This is a genomic window from Rhizobium sp. P44RR-XXIV (genome assembly GCF_001999485.2).
Taxonomy (GTDB): domain Bacteria; phylum Pseudomonadota; class Alphaproteobacteria; order Rhizobiales; family Rhizobiaceae; genus Rhizobium.
In genome coordinates this window covers 93,603-109,883 of record NZ_MPVZ02000021.1, presented here as the reverse complement: position 1 = coordinate 109,883, position 16,281 = coordinate 93,603, and the positions used below count along the sequence as shown (strand labels likewise).

Annotated in this window: 10 protein-coding genes and 4 pseudogenes; 9 read left to right on the top strand and 5 right to left on the bottom strand. The window is 57.2% G+C overall.

The window, feature by feature from the left end; genetic code table 11:
• Window positions 1-41 precede the first annotated feature (41 nt).
• The 5 genes from BSK43_RS01685 (at window position 42) to BSK43_RS01665 (ending at window position 6,619) form a co-directional block, all read left to right on the top strand.
• Complete coding sequence (locus tag BSK43_RS01685; RefSeq protein WP_047636777.1) at window positions 42-1,250, top strand: FAD-binding domain-containing protein; 1,209 nt, start codon at window positions 42-44, stop codon at window positions 1,248-1,250.
• Window positions 1,217-1,597, top strand: a complete 381-nt coding sequence (locus tag BSK43_RS01680) for a DUF393 domain-containing protein (protein WP_348641735.1) — start codon at window positions 1,217-1,219, stop codon at window positions 1,595-1,597. The genes BSK43_RS01685 and BSK43_RS01680 overlap by 34 nt, the downstream gene beginning before the upstream one ends.
• Window positions 1,594-2,907 (top strand): AarF/ABC1/UbiB kinase family protein, encoded by a 1,314-nt coding sequence (locus BSK43_RS01675; RefSeq protein ID WP_047636778.1) that lies wholly within the window; start codon window positions 1,594-1,596, stop codon window positions 2,905-2,907. Before BSK43_RS01680 ends, BSK43_RS01675 begins: the two co-directional genes overlap by 4 nt.
• A 72-nt stretch (window positions 2,908-2,979) precedes the next feature.
• Window positions 2,980-4,194 carry a tryptophan synthase subunit beta gene (gene trpB, locus BSK43_RS01670; RefSeq protein ID WP_047636779.1) on the top strand — a complete coding sequence of 405 codons (1,215 nt, stop codon included), beginning with the start codon at window positions 2,980-2,982 and terminating at the stop codon, window positions 4,192-4,194.
• Between the two features lie 127 nt (window positions 4,195-4,321).
• Window positions 4,322-6,619, top strand: coding sequence for an FdhF/YdeP family oxidoreductase (locus BSK43_RS01665; RefSeq protein ID WP_047636780.1), 2,298 nt, complete (start codon window positions 4,322-4,324; stop codon window positions 6,617-6,619).
• A gap of 503 nt (window positions 6,620-7,122) precedes the next feature.
• Here BSK43_RS01665 and cydB read toward each other — a convergent pair.
• Window positions 7,123-8,127, bottom strand: a complete 1,005-nt coding sequence (gene cydB / locus BSK43_RS01660) for a cytochrome d ubiquinol oxidase subunit II (protein WP_047636782.1) — start codon at window positions 8,125-8,127, stop codon at window positions 7,123-7,125.
• Window positions 8,117-9,532, bottom strand: coding sequence for a cytochrome ubiquinol oxidase subunit I (locus BSK43_RS01655; RefSeq protein WP_047636783.1), 1,416 nt, complete (start codon window positions 9,530-9,532; stop codon window positions 8,117-8,119). Before BSK43_RS01655 ends, cydB begins: the two co-directional genes overlap by 11 nt.
• Before the next feature lie 250 nt (window positions 9,533-9,782).
• Between BSK43_RS01655 and BSK43_RS01650 the strand changes: the two genes are divergently transcribed.
• Window positions 9,783-10,199: an NUDIX domain-containing protein gene (locus BSK43_RS01650; RefSeq protein WP_068396624.1), complete on the top strand. Its 417-nt coding sequence runs from the start codon at window positions 9,783-9,785 to the stop codon at window positions 10,197-10,199.
• Between the two features lie 82 nt (window positions 10,200-10,281).
• On the opposite strand, the pseudogene BSK43_RS01645 reads toward BSK43_RS01650, so the two are convergent.
• Window positions 10,282-11,043, bottom strand: a pseudogene (locus tag BSK43_RS01645) (IS21 family transposase); the annotation flags it as partial.
• 134 nt (window positions 11,044-11,177) lie between these two features.
• Here BSK43_RS01645 and BSK43_RS01640 point away from each other — a divergent pair.
• Window positions 11,178-12,153 (top strand): annotated as a pseudogene (locus BSK43_RS01640) (IS110 family transposase).
• Between the two features lie 193 nt (window positions 12,154-12,346).
• On the opposite strand, the pseudogene istA reads toward BSK43_RS01640, so the two are convergent.
• Window positions 12,347-12,949 (bottom strand): annotated as a pseudogene (gene istA, locus BSK43_RS01635) (IS21 family transposase); the annotation flags it as partial.
• Window positions 12,950-13,076: 127 nt separating this feature from the next.
• Between istA and BSK43_RS01630 the strand changes: the two are divergent.
• Together BSK43_RS01630 and BSK43_RS01625 are read left to right on the top strand one after the other, a co-directional pair.
• A complete protein-coding gene (locus tag BSK43_RS01630; protein WP_077473006.1) occupies window positions 13,077-14,633 on the top strand; it encodes an ISL3 family transposase in 1,557 nt (518 codons plus the stop codon).
• Between the two features lie 59 nt (window positions 14,634-14,692).
• Window positions 14,693-15,112 (top strand): annotated as a pseudogene (locus BSK43_RS01625) (IS3 family transposase); the annotation flags it as partial.
• Between the two features lie 112 nt (window positions 15,113-15,224).
• On the opposite strand, the gene BSK43_RS01620 reads toward BSK43_RS01625, so the two are convergent.
• Window positions 15,225-16,217 carry a PAS domain S-box protein gene (locus BSK43_RS01620; RefSeq protein ID WP_068391599.1) on the bottom strand — a complete coding sequence of 331 codons (993 nt, stop codon included), beginning with the start codon at window positions 16,215-16,217 and terminating at the stop codon, window positions 15,225-15,227.
• Window positions 16,218-16,281: the final 64 nt, after the last annotated feature.

Sequence of the window (16,281 nt, the reverse complement as noted above, 5' to 3'; positions counted from 1 at the left end):
CCCGGCAGCGTAACAGTTTTGATTCGAAATCTGAGACAACCATGCTCGTGAAAGAAACGCCTCCTAAACAAACAGAGTTTCCCGTAACCCGCGATTACGCGCTGCAACGGCTGGAGGAATTCCTGCCCGCAGCGGGCTCGCAATACGCCCGTTTGCGAAACTTCGATCGGGGCAACGGTCAGCATGTGCATGTTTCGCGGCTGTCGGCAGCACTTCGGCGTCGGGTCGTCTGTGAAGCCGAGGTGGTCGCGGCGGTCGTCGCGCGGCACGGGATTGTCCAAGCTGAAAAATTCATCAGTGAGATTTTCTGGCGGACATATTGGAAGGGTTGGCTCGAGCAGCGACCTGCGGTGTGGACCGGCTATCTGGATGAGTTGGACAAAGCCCGTGAGCAGCTTGAGGTCGATCATGATTTGTCCCAGATGTACGAAAACGCCTGCGCTGGTCTCAGCGAAATTGACTGCTTCGACGCCTGGGTCGCGGAGTTGAAAGACACCGGTTATCTCCATAATTGGGCCAGGATGCAGTTCGCCTCGATCTGGACATTTACACTTGGTTTGCGCTGGGAACTGGGCGCCGCCTTCATGTCCAGCCATCTCGTTGACTCCGACCCGGCATCAAATACCTTGTCTTGGCGCTGGGTCGCGGGACTGCACACGAAAGGCAAAGCCTATCTTGCCGATGCTGACCGCATACGCGCCATGACCAACGGCCGGTTCTCTCCCACGGGTCTTGCCCGGAGGGCGGTCATCCCGACTGACGGCATCGTCGTACCACCCCCCTCTCCGCTTCGAGATTTTCGGGATCCGGATCCATCCCAGCCGGCGATGATTTTGATCACAATTGAGGACCTCTCGCTTGAAGGACTGCCTGCGTTGGGTGAGATGGACATCAAAGCGATTTCGGTTCTGTCGGCCGAGTACGAAACAGATCGTCTAGCGTTGAATGACGCGCTGAAACGAGCAACCAACACATGGCCGCGGGCTGCAGTCCTCGTATCGCCGGAGGAGGAAGGCCTCAGAGCTGCTAAAGCACTGGGCTGTAGTCAGATCGTCACAGGCTTCGCGTCTGTTGGTCCAACAGCTCAAAGGCTCGATATGTTGGGGCAAAAGGCTCCCGGCTACGGAATGCAATTGGCAGAACACTTGCGAAGCTGGGATCAGGAGGCATGGCCTTTTTGCAATAAGGGCTTCTATGCCCTTAGACAGAAAATTCCATGTCTGATCAATGCAACGGGTACCATGCGATGACAAGGCAACTCGTTGTCTGGTTTGACAGCAACTGCCCGCTTTGCCGGCGCGAGATCGCACTCATGCGGTGGCTCGATCATCGGCGGAAGGCGATATTGTTTGTCGATGCATGCGACGCTTCAACATCTTGCCCGATAGACCGAGCGGAAATTTTGTCGCGATTTCATGCCGAGGAAGACGGACGTCTTTTGTCAGGTGCCGCCGCGTTCGCCGCTATGTGGCGGGCTATACCACTGCTGCGCCCAATCGGGCTTCTGGCAGGTTGGCCGCCTGCCTTTCCGATATTCGAAGCTGGGTATCGCGGCTTCCTGCGGATCAGACCACATTTGCAAAGGATATTTCGATGACGGATCGGTTTCGCGCTGTTCCCGAAAGTCGCCTAACCAGACTTGCGGCTCTTGGAAAACTGGCCGGCGGCGTTGCGGCGGGTTTCGTGGGAGAGGGTCTTGGAAGACTGGCACGCGGCGAGCGGCCGCATCTTTCCGATCTCATCCTGACCCCCGGAAATGCACGACGGGTTACAGAGCAATTGTCGCGGCTTCGAGGTGCTGCGATGAAGCTGGGGCAGATGATATCGCTTGATGCCGGCGATATCCTACCCAGCGAACTCTCCGCGATACTCGCCGAATTGCGCGATCGAGCGCATTTCATGCCACAGCATCAACTTGAAAAGACCTTGGAGTCGGCTTGGGGTCCCGGGTGGAGGCGCCGTTTCAACCGCTTCGACATGACGCCGATTGCAGCCGCCTCGATAGGCCAGGTTCATCGTGCACAACTCGCCTCGGGGCGGGAATTGGCCGTCAAAGTTCAGTACCCCGGTGTTGCCAAAAGCATCGATGCCGACATTGACAATGTCGCTACCCTTTTGAGGATGTCAGGCCTGCTTCCGTCCGCCCTCGATATCGCGCCGTATCTCGCCGAGGCAAAGCGTCAGTTGCATGACGAGGCCGACTATCTGCGTGAGGCGAACATGATGGTTCGCTATCAAGATCTGCTTAGAGGCGACGGCCGTTTCATCGTACCAAAACCTGCGGATGGATTGCTGCACCCGACCGTACTTCCTATGGATTTCCTCGAGGCCGCGCCGATTGAGACGCTGATTGCGGCTCCGCAGACGATACGAAACGAGGCGATGGGCGCGCTACTCGATCTCGTGCTGCGAGAACTGTTGGAGTTTGGCCTGATGCAGACGGATCCGAACTTCGCAAACTATCGTTGGCAAAAAGAGACCGGACGTATTGCGCTACTCGACTTCGGTGCGACCCGTGTCATCGAAGCCGAAAGTGCCGCTGACTATCGGAGGCTGCTGCGCGCTACGCTTACCGAAGACGTGACTTCCATTCGTGATGCATTGATGACTATGGGGTTTGTTTCCGCGTCACAAGCCACCCAGCACCCGCATGAAGTTAACGAGATTATCGAGATCGTTGTCGCTCAGCTGCAAAAGAGCGGCGATGGCATTTTTGATTTTGCCGATCGAAAGTTCGTGGGATTGATCCGGGATAGGGCCACCTCGCTGCTATCAGATCGCTCCAGCTGGCAACTGCCGTCGCCGGACAAACTGTTCATCCAGCGGAAGATCAGTGGTACTTCGCTTCTGATGGTCAATATGCGTGCTAAACTGTCGCTGAAGCAAATGCTTGGGCGTTATTGTTGAGCTGCAAGCCTACCTTTTGCGAGATCCGAATTCCGGCAACTCCATATTGAACGATATTCCAGGAGTGAGAGTATGTATCCGATGTCAGTAAACGCCAACGCCTTGCCTGACGAAAACGGTTTTTTCGGAAAGTTTGGTGGGCGCTTCGTGGCGGAGACGCTCATGCCACTGCTGATCGCAGTGACCGAGAATTGGCAGGCAGCGAAGACCGACCAATCTTTCTGGGATCAGCTTGACGAAATGTCGCGAACTTATGTCGGCCGACCCAGTCCGCTTTATTTCGCTGAACGCTTGAGTGAGCGCCTTGGCGGCGCGCGTGTTTACATGAAGCGGGACGAGCTTAATCACACGGGTTCGCATAAGATCAACAACTGTCTCGGCCAGATTCTGATTGCCCTGCGGATGGGCAAGCGCCGCATCATCGCCGAGACAGGCGCGGGCCAGCACGGTGTCGCCACCGCCACGATGGCTGCCCGCTTCGGTCTCCAATGCGTTATATACATGGGCGCGACAGACATCGAGCGACAGGCGCCCAACGTCTTCAGAATGAGGCTACTGGGCGCCGAGGTACGATCCGTGACCTCGGGCAACTGCACCCTCAAGGATGCGATGAACGAGGCGTTGCGCGATTGGGTCTCGAACGTCGACGACACCTACTATCTGATCGGAACCGCAGCGGGGCCTCATCCCTATCCGGAAATGGTGAGAACCTTGCAATCCGTGATCGGCAGAGAGGCGCGTGCGCAGATTTTGGAGCGAGAGGGGCGCCTGCCAGATCTCTTGGTCGCGGCTGTCGGCGGCGGTTCAAATGCGATCGGCTTGTTCCACCCGTTCCTCGCCGATCCTGGCGTCTCCATGTTAGGCGTTGAGCCTGCCGGCAAAGGGCTTGATACATTCGAACATTGCGCATCGCTGACGAAGGGTCAGCCTGGCGTTCTGCACGGAAACCGAACGTATCTTTTGCAAGATGAAGACGGGCAAATAAACGAGGGACACTCAATTTCCGCCGGCCTTGATTATCCGGGCGTTGGGCCTGAGCATTCCTGGCTCAAGGAAAGCGGACGTGTCAGTTACGCATCCGCAACCGATCTCGAAGCGCTGGAGGCATTCCAGTTTCTCTCAGTCGTAGAAGGCATCATTCCGGCGCTGGAGCCGTCTCATGCAATCGCCGAGGTTATGAAGAGAGCGCCACTCATGACGCCGGAAAAGATCATCATCGTCAATCTCTGCGGCCGTGGTGACAAAGACATTTTCACCGTGTCCAGCCTTTTGAACCTGAACAATTAGGGGACCATCACGATGATTGTTGGATGTCAAAAGAACTTGCATGGTACCCAAAAGCGCGTGGCTGCCGTATCGTAGCCATAGTCTGGCAGGTCGCACTTGAGTTTTAACACGAACCGGGAGCATATCCATGAAAGATCAGCGTCCAGAAGGGATCGAGCGCTACGATCACCCCGCTGGTGGCTGGGATGCGTTGAAGGCAGTGGCCAAGACGCTGGCGCATCAGCAGATCGTTGCCCAGGGCAGCCGGACGCTGCTCAAGGCCAACCAGCCCGAGGGCTTCGACTGTCCCGGCTGCGCCTGGCCCGACCCGAAACACACATCGTCCTTCGAATTCTGCGAGAACGGCGCCAAGGCGATCACCTGGGAATCCACGGCGAAGCGGACGGACACCGCCTTCTTCGAACAGCACAGCGTCGCCGAACTCTGGAGCTGGACGGACCACCAGCTCGAGGATGCCGGGCGGCTGACATCGCCGCTCAGATATAATCCTGCCAGTGACCATTTCGAGCCTATAGCCTGGGACGACGCGTTTACACAGATCGCCGCCGAACTCAACAAGCTTGCCGACCCGGACGAAGCCGAATTCTACACCTCCGGGCGGGCGTCAAACGAGGCTGCCTTCCTTTACCAGCTCTTCGTCCGCGGCTACGGGACCAACAATTTCCCCGACTGTTCCAACATGTGCCACGAGGCAACCAGCGTCGGCTTGCCTAAATCGATCGGCGTCGGCAAGGGAACGGTGACGCTTCAAGATTTCCACCATGCGGATGCGATCTTTTCCTTCGGGCACAACCCCGGCACCAATCATCCACGCATGATGACGACCCTGCACGAGGCCTCGCGCCGTGGCGTGCCGATCGTCGTCTTCAATCCACTGAAGGAGCGGGCGCTCGAGCGCTTCGCTGCCCCGCAGGACCCGATCGAGATGGTGACGATGTCCTCGACACCGATCGCCTCGGCCTATCACCAGCTCCGCGTTGGCGGTGACCTTGGTGCGCTCAAGGGCATGATGAAGGCGATATTTGAGACGGATCAGCGGGATATCGATGCCGGCGGTTCCGGGGTGCTCGACAGGGCCTTCATCAGCGAGCATACCGCAGGCTTCGATGCACTGCGCGCCGACATCGCTTCAACCAGCTGGGATGAGATCACCGCGGCAAGCGGTCTCTCGAGAGAGGCGATCGAGAGAGCCGCCGCCGTCTACGTCAAAGCGAAGAATGTCATCATATGCTATGGCATGGGCATCACCCAGCACGCCCGCGGAACGCAGAACGTTCAGCAGATTGCCAACCTGCTGATGCTGCGCGGCAATCTGGGCCGCCAGGGCGCCGGCATCGCGCCGATCCGCGGCCATTCCAACGTCCAGGGCGACCGCACGGTCGGCATCACCGAAATTCCCAACAAGGCGCTGATCGACGGCATGGAGCGCGCCTTTGGCTTCCGGCCGAAATCAGACAAGGGCCATAACGCCATCGAAGCGATCGAAGCGATCATCGCCGGCCAGTCGAAGGCGCTGATCTGCCTCGGCGGCAACCTGGCGGTCGCCATGTCGGATCACCACGCCACGTTCGAAGGCATGCGCAAGCTTGATCTCGCGGTCCATATCGCCACCAAGCTGAACCGTTCGCAGCTTCTCAAGGCAAAGACCTCGATCATTCTCCCCTGTTTCGGCCGCACCGACCTCGACACACAGGCCTCCGGGCCGCAGGCGGTGACTGTCGAGGATTCGATGTCGATGGTGCATGCATCGCGCGGCTTCCTCAATCCGCCCGGTGAGCTGCTCCGCTCCGAGCCCGCGATCATCGCCGGGATCGCCAAGGCGACACTCGGTGGTCGTCACAGCATCGACTGGGACGGCCTGATCGGCGATTACGACCGCATCCGCGACAAGATCGAGGTCGTTTTTCCCGACTTTGCCGATTTCAACACGCGGGTGCGCAAGCTCGGTGGCTTCCGCCTCGATGTCGCCGCCTCTTTTCGCCGCTGGAACACCGAAAGCGGCAAGGCGAATTTCCTGCTGGCGCCCGGCCTCGCGGAAGACCCGGCATTGGAGGGCAAGCAGGCACTCGTGCTCACGACGATCCGCAGCCACGATCAGTACAACACGACGGTCTATGGCCTCGACGATCGCTACCGCGGTGTCTTCGGTCGGCGCGACGTGATCTTAATGAATGCCGGCGACCTCGCACGCCGCGGCCTGAAGGATGGCGACCGTATCGATATCCGCGGGCTGATTTCTGATGATCCCGAGGATCATGTCGTCAGCGGCTTTACGGCCGTGGCCTACGACATCCCGCAGGGATCGATCGCCGGCTACTATCCGGAGATGAACGCCGTGATGTCGCTCCGCCACTTCGACCACCAGTCGGGCACGCCTTCCTACAAGGGCGTTCCGGTGACGGTCGTCGGAACACCGTCGCAGTAAAGTCCGGCCCGCTTGACGACGCGTGACTCGGTTTAACTATCCGGTGTTCGCCAGCTTAGAAAACAAGCCTTGCGAATATCGGCGAATGCCGCTCAGATGTGGGTTGAGCAGCGACCGAACTAAAAACGTCCGAAAACTGAGATCACGGCTTCGATTACGGATGAGCCGCAAAAAGGTCCAAAGAGTGCCATAACGACGTTGAAGAATATCACTGTGAAAATAACGTTTTCCTGCTTTCGCGTGAGCTGCTGCGGCTTCCTGTCCGGCGGTTCAGGGCGACGAGGCCTATATTCGTTTAGATCTCGAAACATCTTTATCCCGTTCCCAGCAGTACAAAGTTGCCCTGAGAAATTGTATATCGATCCGGGCGAAAATAGCTTACTTTCCAGTCTACAAAGTCAGCCACGCTTTGATAAAAATGGCAACTAGACTGACCGTGAATACGCCAGCTCCCCAAAGAGTAACGAACCAAAGCAATTTTCGCGGCAGACTCGTCTCCTTCATCAATGATACCCCTCTTCAGGATCCACCTTTCCACGGAAAACCCAGTAGGCATATCCTGTATAAAACAGGATCATCGGTACCAACACGACCGCTCCTACAAGTAGAAATGCGAGGCTGCTATCTGGTGCCGCAGCGTCCCATATCGTGACCGAGCCCGGTACAATAAACGGATAAAAGCTGATCGCGATGCCTATATAGCCGAGAACAAACAACCCCAGCGCAGCAATGAAAGGCTGCGCATCACGCTTTTTTCTTATCCCGTGGAGCAGTACCGCAAAACACGAGGCGACCAAAAGCGGCACTATAACGCTAAAAATTACTGTCGGAGAACTGAACCAGCGGTCGAAATAAACGGCGTTTAAGAATGGTGTCCAGATACTTATAAGACCCATAGCGACGATGAGGCCGATGCACGCACGTGTCGCAATAATTCGCGATTTTTCGTTCAGGGTACCGCGTGTCTTCATGACAAGCCAGGTAGCTCCGAGCAGGCCATATCCAGTGACAAGCGCAATGCCGGTTGTGACCGAAAACGGTGTTAGCCAGTCCCACCATGCGCCAGCATATGAGCGGTTTGCAACCGGAACACCTTGCACCAGCGCCCCGAGAGCCACACCTTGCGAGAAGCCGGCGAGAATAGAACCACCGGCGAAAGCCCAGTCCCAGAGAAACTCGCCGCGCTGGGTTCGCCATCTGTATTCGAAGGCAACACCTCGGAAGACAAGACCGAGCAGCATGGCGATGATCGGCGCATACAAAGCGGGCAGGATCGTCGCGTAGGCCAAAGGAAAAACAGCCAACAGACCGCCTCCCCCAAGCACCAGCCATGTTTCGTTGCCATCCCAAACAGGCGCCACGGAATTCATCATGACATCCCTATCTCTCTTTTCTGTAAAAAGCGGAAATAGTATGCCGACGCCGAGATCAAAGCCGTCCAAGAGTACATAAGCGATAACCGCGAAGGCGATAATGCCCGCCCAAACGATCGGCAGATCAATTTCCATGATGCGCACTCCCATGGGTTCCAGCCATCGGACCAGGCGTGATACCGGTTGTCCGAAGTGGTCCCTCTTCAAGCACCGGCGTTGGGTCGCGCGGCAGACGCTTCATCAGACGCAGAATGTAGAACGTACCGGCGCCAAAGACCACGAAATAGACCACGACGAATGCGAGAAGCGATGCCGCAACAGCAGGGGCCTGAATGGGAGACATTGAATCTGCCGTCAACAAATGACCGTAGACCGTGAATGGCTGACGTCCAACCTCTGTTGTGAGCCAGCCTGACAGCACGGCGACGAAGCCTGCGGGGCCCATTCCAACAGCTGCCCGATGGAGCCATTGGTTGGTCCCCATCGTATCGCGCCAACGGCACCATAAACTCCAAGCGCCCATGCCGAGCATGGCAAATCCGATCGCGACCATCACACGAAACGACCAGAATAGAACGGCGACTGGGGGCTGGCGTTCTTCGGGTATCGTGTCGAGGCCGGCTAACGGGGCGTTGAGATCATGCTTGAGGATGAGGCTCGACATCTTTGGAATTTCGACTTTGTAATCGATACGCTTTTCCGATGGATTTGGGATGCCAAACAGGATCAGAGGCGCACCGCCTGGATGGCTATCGTAGTGGCCCTCCATCGCCATCACCTTGGCAGGCTGGTGCTCGAGCGTGTTAAGCCCGTGTGCATCTCCTGCAACGATCTGGATTGGAGCCACGATTGTCGCCATCCACATGGCCATCGAGAACATCGTTCGGGAACGTCGGGGCGCCGTGTTTTTCAAAAGATGCCAAGCGCCGACGGCACCGACGACAAACGCGGTGGTAAGATACGCGGCCAAGACCATATGTACGAAACGGTAGGGAAACGATGGGTTGAAAATAATGGCCCACCAGTCAAGCGGAATGAATTGCCCAACATCGTTTAAACCAAAGCCTGCAGGTGTCTGCATCCATGAGTTAACGGCCAATATCCAGGTCGCAGATATGAGGGTCCCGACGGCGACCATGCAGGTTGCAACGAAGTGGAGCTTCGGGCCGACCCGATCTAGCCCAAACAACATGACACCCAGGAAGCCCGCCTCGAGAAAAAACGCGGTCAACACCTCATAGCCCATGAGTGGGCCGATCACGGGGCCGGCCTTGTCGGAAAATACGCTCCAATTGGTTCCGAACTGGTAAGACATAACGATGCCGGAGACGACGCCCATACCAAACGCGACCGCAAATATTGTTTTCCAGAAATTGAAAAGTTCCAGATAGACTTGCTCTTTCTTCCAAAGCCAAAGACCCTCTAAAACAGCGAGATAACTAGCAAGCCCAATAGAGAAGGCTGGGAAGATAATGTGAAATGAAACCGTGAAAGCGAACTGCGCCCTGGCAAAAATCGACGCGTCGAGATGGTCGAACATGATTATCGCATCCCTCTACCGATTAACAGTTGAGCAACATTGTCCGTAGTTGCTGATACCCGGTATACGCAGGCGCGAGCGAATCGGTTTTACCCTCGGGGCGACATTTACTCTCTGGGTATCTGGGGGGGGCGGTGCGGATTTGCTTGTATTCCGTTCAGCGTCGAAGTGCTTCAGCCAAGAAATGTGACCACGCGCTCGCAAATGGTACAAAGGTTGCCGCCGGAGTGTCCGACTGACTAGCAATCCCATGAAAGCGAACATGAAAACTTACGATAACGCCCTAACGACGGTCTTCGTCCTCGTTTACAACGAACAACGGCAGCTGCTTGTGATCCGCCGTGCTCGGGATCCGGGGTACGGTCTCCTGGGTCTTCCAGGCGGATATCAAATGCGCGGGGAGACCTGGCAGGAGGCTGGCGCGCGCGAGGTACTGGAGGAAACGGGTTGTTTAATAGATCCCACCCAGGTCTCCCTCACTTTTTTCCGGACCGATCGGTTTTATAACAATCTCGTGGTCTGTCAGTACAATAGACATGCTCAGATAGACCACCCACATGATAGCGAGGCGCTAGACGTATGGTTCACTTGTTCCGCAGGCACGTGCGACCAATGGGCACACCCTGACCTACACGCCGCAGCTAAGGAGTTTCTAAACCAGAAGTGATAGTCCCATTACAGCGCATGCGGAGCCAGTTCTTGAAACCCATGTTACTTGGCTTGGTCTGAGGTCATGCCGGGGGCCTCCTGACACCGTGCTCAAGCGCCTCCTGGCAAGCTGCCTCGACCGCAGCAAGACCATCGGCGGGCACGCATCCGAGTATGGTGACCATCTGTCGGTCACCGTCATCGACGCTCTTCAACCGCTTGCGAACCTTCTCCATCGCGGCTGGCAAAACCCATTCCCGGAAAGGAGCACCGTTGCGCAAGGCACCGGGTTTGCGAGCGAGGACAAGGATGTAATGCCAGGGATCATAGACGGTATCGCCGCGGCCAAAGCTGCGCTGATGTTCCGCGACCGTCACCCCATCCTGCTTGATGACGATCCGGTTCGCATAGGCATGAAGCTCGACGGGGCGACCAACGGCAGTCGACAGGACCGAGTATTTGCTGTTGTCGAAGCGGACGGTGCAGGTCTTCGACACCGAGGCCGGAACGCTGTGGAAGCCATCGAATGGGCCAACGTAGCGCACGAGGCTGCTGCGTTCGGCTTCGAACATCTGCCAAACTGTCTGCGCCGTCTGTTCGGGTTGGCTATGAGCCTTGGCATAGGCAACGCATTTATCGAGCAGCCAGACATTCAGTTCCTCCAGGCTTTTGACTCTGAGACGCGGCGTAAAAAACTGCTCGCGCACAAGGCCGACCTGGTTCTCGACCTGTCCCTTCTCCCAGCTGGATGCTGGCGTGCAGGCTACGGGGTGGACGAGATAATGGCTGCACATCTGCAGGAAACGGCGATTGTAGAGCCGTTCCTTGCCGATAAAGACAGCCTCCACCGCCGTCTTCATGTTATGGGATGGACGCCTCCCTCCGAACCTTCAGAATGAAAGGCCAACCAAAGGAGGAAGTCATGACATTCGAATTGCTCGCGATCGATCTCGGAAAGTCGTCGTTTCATCTGCACAGCATTGGTGCAGATGGCGCTATTTTGTCGCGCAAGGTCAGCAGATCGAAGTTGGCCGAGACTGTTAACGCACTCGCTCCAAAGACTATTGCTATGGAAGCGTGCGCCAGTGCGCATCACTGGGGGCGGGAATTCAAAGATAATGCGCGAGAGGTGCTGCTCATCAACCCTCGCTTTGTGAAGCCCTTCGTTCGCGGCTCCAAAAACGACGCCGTAGATGCTGCGGCAATTTATGAAGCTGCGACACGTCCAACCATGCGGTTCGTACCGGTGAAGTCCACCGCACAGCAAGACCTTCAGTCGCTGCATAGAATTAGAGAGCGTCTGATCGTACAGCGTACGTCGCTGATCAACCACGCTCGAGGCCTTCTCGCCGAATATGGAATCGTTTTGCCGCAAGGACCGTGGCGCTTTGCATCCCAGGCACCCTCGGCTATCGAGAATGCGGCTCTCTCCGATCTCGGGCGCGAGCTATTCCTCGAACTCCTCGACCAACTCACCGATGTGAATGACCGAGTTGCCAGGCTCGACAGGAAGATTACCGAGATTTGCCGCGAGCGAGAAGATTGCCGCCACTTGTCCGAACTGCCAGGCGTCGGTCCAATCATTGCAACGGCACTGGTTGCTAGCGTTGAGGACGGACGTCACTTCAAATCCGGACGAGAGCTGGCGGCTTGGATCGGACTGGTCCCGCGACAATACTCGACTGGCGGCAAACCACGGCTTGGTGGAATTGGCCGCCGAGCGAACCATTATCTACGTCGCCAGATGATCCATGGTGCACGCGCAGTCATCAGCCGACTTGCCAGTCACGACGATCGCCGATCGCAGTGGCTGAAAGAGCTAGTCGCTCGCCGGGGATTTAATAAAGCAATCGTGGCGCTTGCCAACAAGACCGCACGGGTAGCATGGGCCTTGCTCACGCGACAGGAGCGCTATGCCGCACAATAGTTATTTGCCAATCATTGCCTATAAGGCGATGATGAATGCGAGGTAAGAACTGATGGCGTAACGGCACGGACCGCAGCTTCGGATCCTGATCTACGACAAGGCCAAAAAGGTCGATCATGTTATAAGGACAGAAGTAGCGGACTCCATCAAGGCCAGGAGCGTGATAGCTCCAGCGATAGGCCGGATAGATTCACGCATCCAATGCCGAGTGCCGCCAAATGTTCACCTCGCCCGGGAGGCGTCCTTAGATTGTCATAGATGCCGCGCGTGCAGGTGCCACGGAAGAAGTCGAAGGCCTTGTCGTGGGCGTCGAAGACCATCTCCTGGCTTTCACGCATATAGGCCCGCGCGAACATCATCCGGCTGTGGCAGAGCCGGACATGCGCAACCTTCACCGTCGTCGTCACGCCCTGGATCAGAACGATCTCATGGCTCCAGTCGAACTGATAAGCCTCGCCGGGCGCATAATAGAGCGGCACGTAGGCCTCGGCCGTCACGGCACCCCGGTCCTTTGACCATCCCTTCGCATAGCGGCGGATCGCATCGTAACTACCGTCGTAACCCAGTGCCCGAAGCTCTTCGTAAATCCGGATCAGCGTCAGTCGCTCGCGAGGTGGCTTGCCTTCGTTCGCGGCCAGGAAGCGCTCGATCTCGGCTTTCCAAGCCCCGGTCTTCGGTAGCGGCTGGCGTTCTCGCTCGTAGGAAAAGTCAGTATCATCGGAATGCAGAATCTTGCGCACCGTGTTGCGGGACACATGCAGCTCCCGAACGATCTTCTTCACCGACCAGCCCTGAACATGGAAGGCTCGACGAACACGCGCAATCGTATCCACTCGCTTCAACTCCCCCTCCATCCGTCAGCAAAAGACGGATGGTCAGACGAAACAGGTGGGGGGTCAAAATTGGGCTCTGACTCACATTTGCTGCTGTTGAGGATGATGCTTCTGCTGGTTCATCGGAGGATCAGCTATGCAGCAACGATTTCAACGGGCGAGCCTCGCTCCGTCCGGTTTTGCAGTTGATGATGTGACGATTATCGAAGAGCGTGTGCAAGTTCGGCTGCGATCGCGCGCCCTCTCCGGAACGTGTCCAGCCTGTGGTCGACAGAGCCGACGAGTTCAAAGCCGATATCTGCGTCGGCCCGCTGACCTGCCGTTTGGCGGTCGTCGAGTTGAGCTGGCGATCGTGACGCGTCGGTTCTGGTGCGATGCCGTTCTGTGCGGTCGGCGTATCTTCTGCGAACAGTTCGATAGTGGCGTGCTCGCACGTTACGGTCGGCGCACCCAGCGGCTGGAGACCATTGTTCACCATCTTGGTTTGGCGCTCGGTGGCAGACCGGCGGCGGCCTTTGCCAATCGTCTGATGGTACCAGTGAGCAATGACACACTGCTGCGGGTGGTTCGCCGCCGTGTTGCCGACCAGGATGATGAACTCACCGTCATCGGCATTGATGATTTTGCTTTCCGGCGGGGCCAAACCTATGGAACGATCGTCTGCGATCTGGAGCGGCGGAAGCCCGTCACCCTGCTACAGGATCGAGCGTTGGATACGTCTCGAGCGTGGCTTGCCGGGCATCAGTCGATCTCCACCGTCGCTCGCGATCGGGGCGGCGGCTATGGTGAGGCTATTGCGAAGGCATTGCCCAATGCTGAGCAGGTTGCTGATCGCTGGCACCTAATGGAGAATTCCAGCCGGGCCTTCCTCGACGCTGTCGGCAAGTCGATGCGACAGATCAGGCAGGCGGTCGGCAGCAGTGTCGTTGATCCAAAGCTTCTGACCTACGCCGAGAAGCTGCAGTATGAGGGGTATCTACGCCGCCAGGAAACGAACGAGGCGGTTCGGGAGCTGTCGAAAAAGGGAACATCAATTCGGCAGATTGTGCGGCAAACCGGCCATAGCCGGAAGCTCGTTCGCGACATTTTAAGGGGGCAGCGTCTCGACGTGTTCCGAACGCGGCCAAGTTCTCTGGATAGCTGGTCGCCTTGGCTCAACAGCCGCTGGGAAGAAGGGGCACGGAACGCTTCGGCACTCTGGCGTGAGATGAAGACGAAGGGCTTTGTGGGACAGAGTGGTGTCGTATCGCAATGGGCTCAACGCCGACGTCTTGCGGAAAAGGCCAATCAGAGCGGGCTCGCCAGAACGCCGTCCGCACGGGTTATCGCACGGCTCATGACCACCGCGCGCGACGACCTTGCAAAATCCGAAGCGATCCTGGTGGCGGCGATCGAAGTGAACGTCCCGGACCTTGTGGTCGCCCGTACGGCCATTGGTGATTTCCAGTCCATGATCCGCTCGAAGACAGCGCGGAAGCTCGACGAGTGGTTGGAAGCCGCTAAGGACAGCTTGGTCGGATCGTTTGCCGGCGGCGTCGAAAAAGACCTCGACGCCGTCAGGAATGCAATCATATCACCGTGGTCAAATGGGCAAACGGAAGGACAGATCACACGCTTAAAGCTCATTAAGCGCCAGATGTACGGAAGAGCAAAACTCGATCTCCTGCAGGCGCGGTTGATCGGTGCGTCGTAGACCTGCACAGCAGCAAATGTGCGTCAGAGCCAATATTCCACGCCGAAACACAGGCTGTCGTCATCGACCTGTTCTCGCGCCGTGTCGTTGGCTGGTCAATGAGCGCCAACATGACGGCCCAGCTCGTCACAGATGCGCTGATCATGGCCATCTGGCGCAGAGGCAAGCCAGATGCGCTTCTCCACCATTCGGACCAGGGTAGCCAGTACACCAGCGAGCAGTTCCAGCGTCTCATGGCCGATCACGGCATCACATGCTCGATGAGCCGATCCGGCAACGTTTGGGACAATGCCGCGATGGAAAGCTGCTTCTCATCACTCAAAACGGAAAGGACAGCTCGCAAGGTCTATAGGACCAGGGATGATGCTAAGGCAGACGTGTTCGACTACGTTGAACGCTTCTACAATCCGAAGCGACGGCATTCGATACTGGGCTATCTCAGCCCGATGGAATTTGAAATCAAGGTAGGATTAGCCTAACTCGGTGTCCGAAAAACCGGCAGCAGGCCAATGAGACGCGCGGATCTCTCCGATGCTCTTGGTCAACGAACCAACGCACAATCTTGCGAAGAAGGCCCTTGGTCCGATTTCGTCATAACGAAACGGCAGAGCCAAGCCCGATCTGGATGCGTGCAAGTGGTGCCGTCAGCTTCCAGACGATGCGCCCCTCCGTGAAAGTCCATTTCGCTTGACCGGACAGAGCGGACGGCACCAGCCGCGATAGAACGAGAGCGCCAAAGCCTTCCTCCTGTGCGAGTATATCAGCATAAGCAACCGCGGGCTCGGACCAGAGGAGTTCGAAAGTGTCCCCGTTGTCGCCGTGCGTCAGGCCCCACGTCACGGAAATGCCGCCGTTATCGGTCACGCCGAAGCGCATCGCATTCATGATCAGTTCGTGGAAGGCCATACCGAGATTGAGGACGGCATTGGCGTCGAGTATCAACTTCGGGCCGAGGGCCTGGACTGGTTGGAAAACTTCAAATGGCTGGAGTTGATGCGAGACGAGATCAGCAAGGCTGACGCCGGCCCATTCGACCTGCGACAGAAGATCGTGAGAATGAGAGAGCGCCATGACCCGTTCGCGAACCCGCTTCTCGAATTCCTCGATTGAGCGGGAGCGTGTCGCCGTTTGCCTGATAACGGCAAGCACGACAGCATACTGATTTTTGACGCGATGATTGATTTCCCGCATCAAAAGGCGAAGCCGGCGATCGCTTTCGCGTGTCTCCGAGATATCCCGGGCGATGCTCGATGCACCAATGAGTCTACCGGCCCCGCTTTTGATTGGAGAAATAGTGATCGAAATCGGGACAATCTGCCCGTCTCGATGGCGTCGGGTCGTCTGGAACGGCTCGATCCGCTCCCCCAGCTTCAGCCGGCGCAGGATATCCGCCTCCTCATCCCGTTTGTCGTCGGGGATGATAAGATAGATCGGCTGTCCGACCACCTCAGTCTCCGGATAGCCGAACATGCGTTCGGCCGCCTTGTTCCAGCTGACGATCGTGCCTGAAAGATCTTTACTGATGATCGCGTCGAAAGAAGACTCGACGATGGCTGCGAGGCGTTCTGCGCTGTGTTCATCCATGCCCGACTGCTCGGCTTTCACTGTGACGTTGGAGTGATTTAGGCAGGTGCCTGACAGATCAACC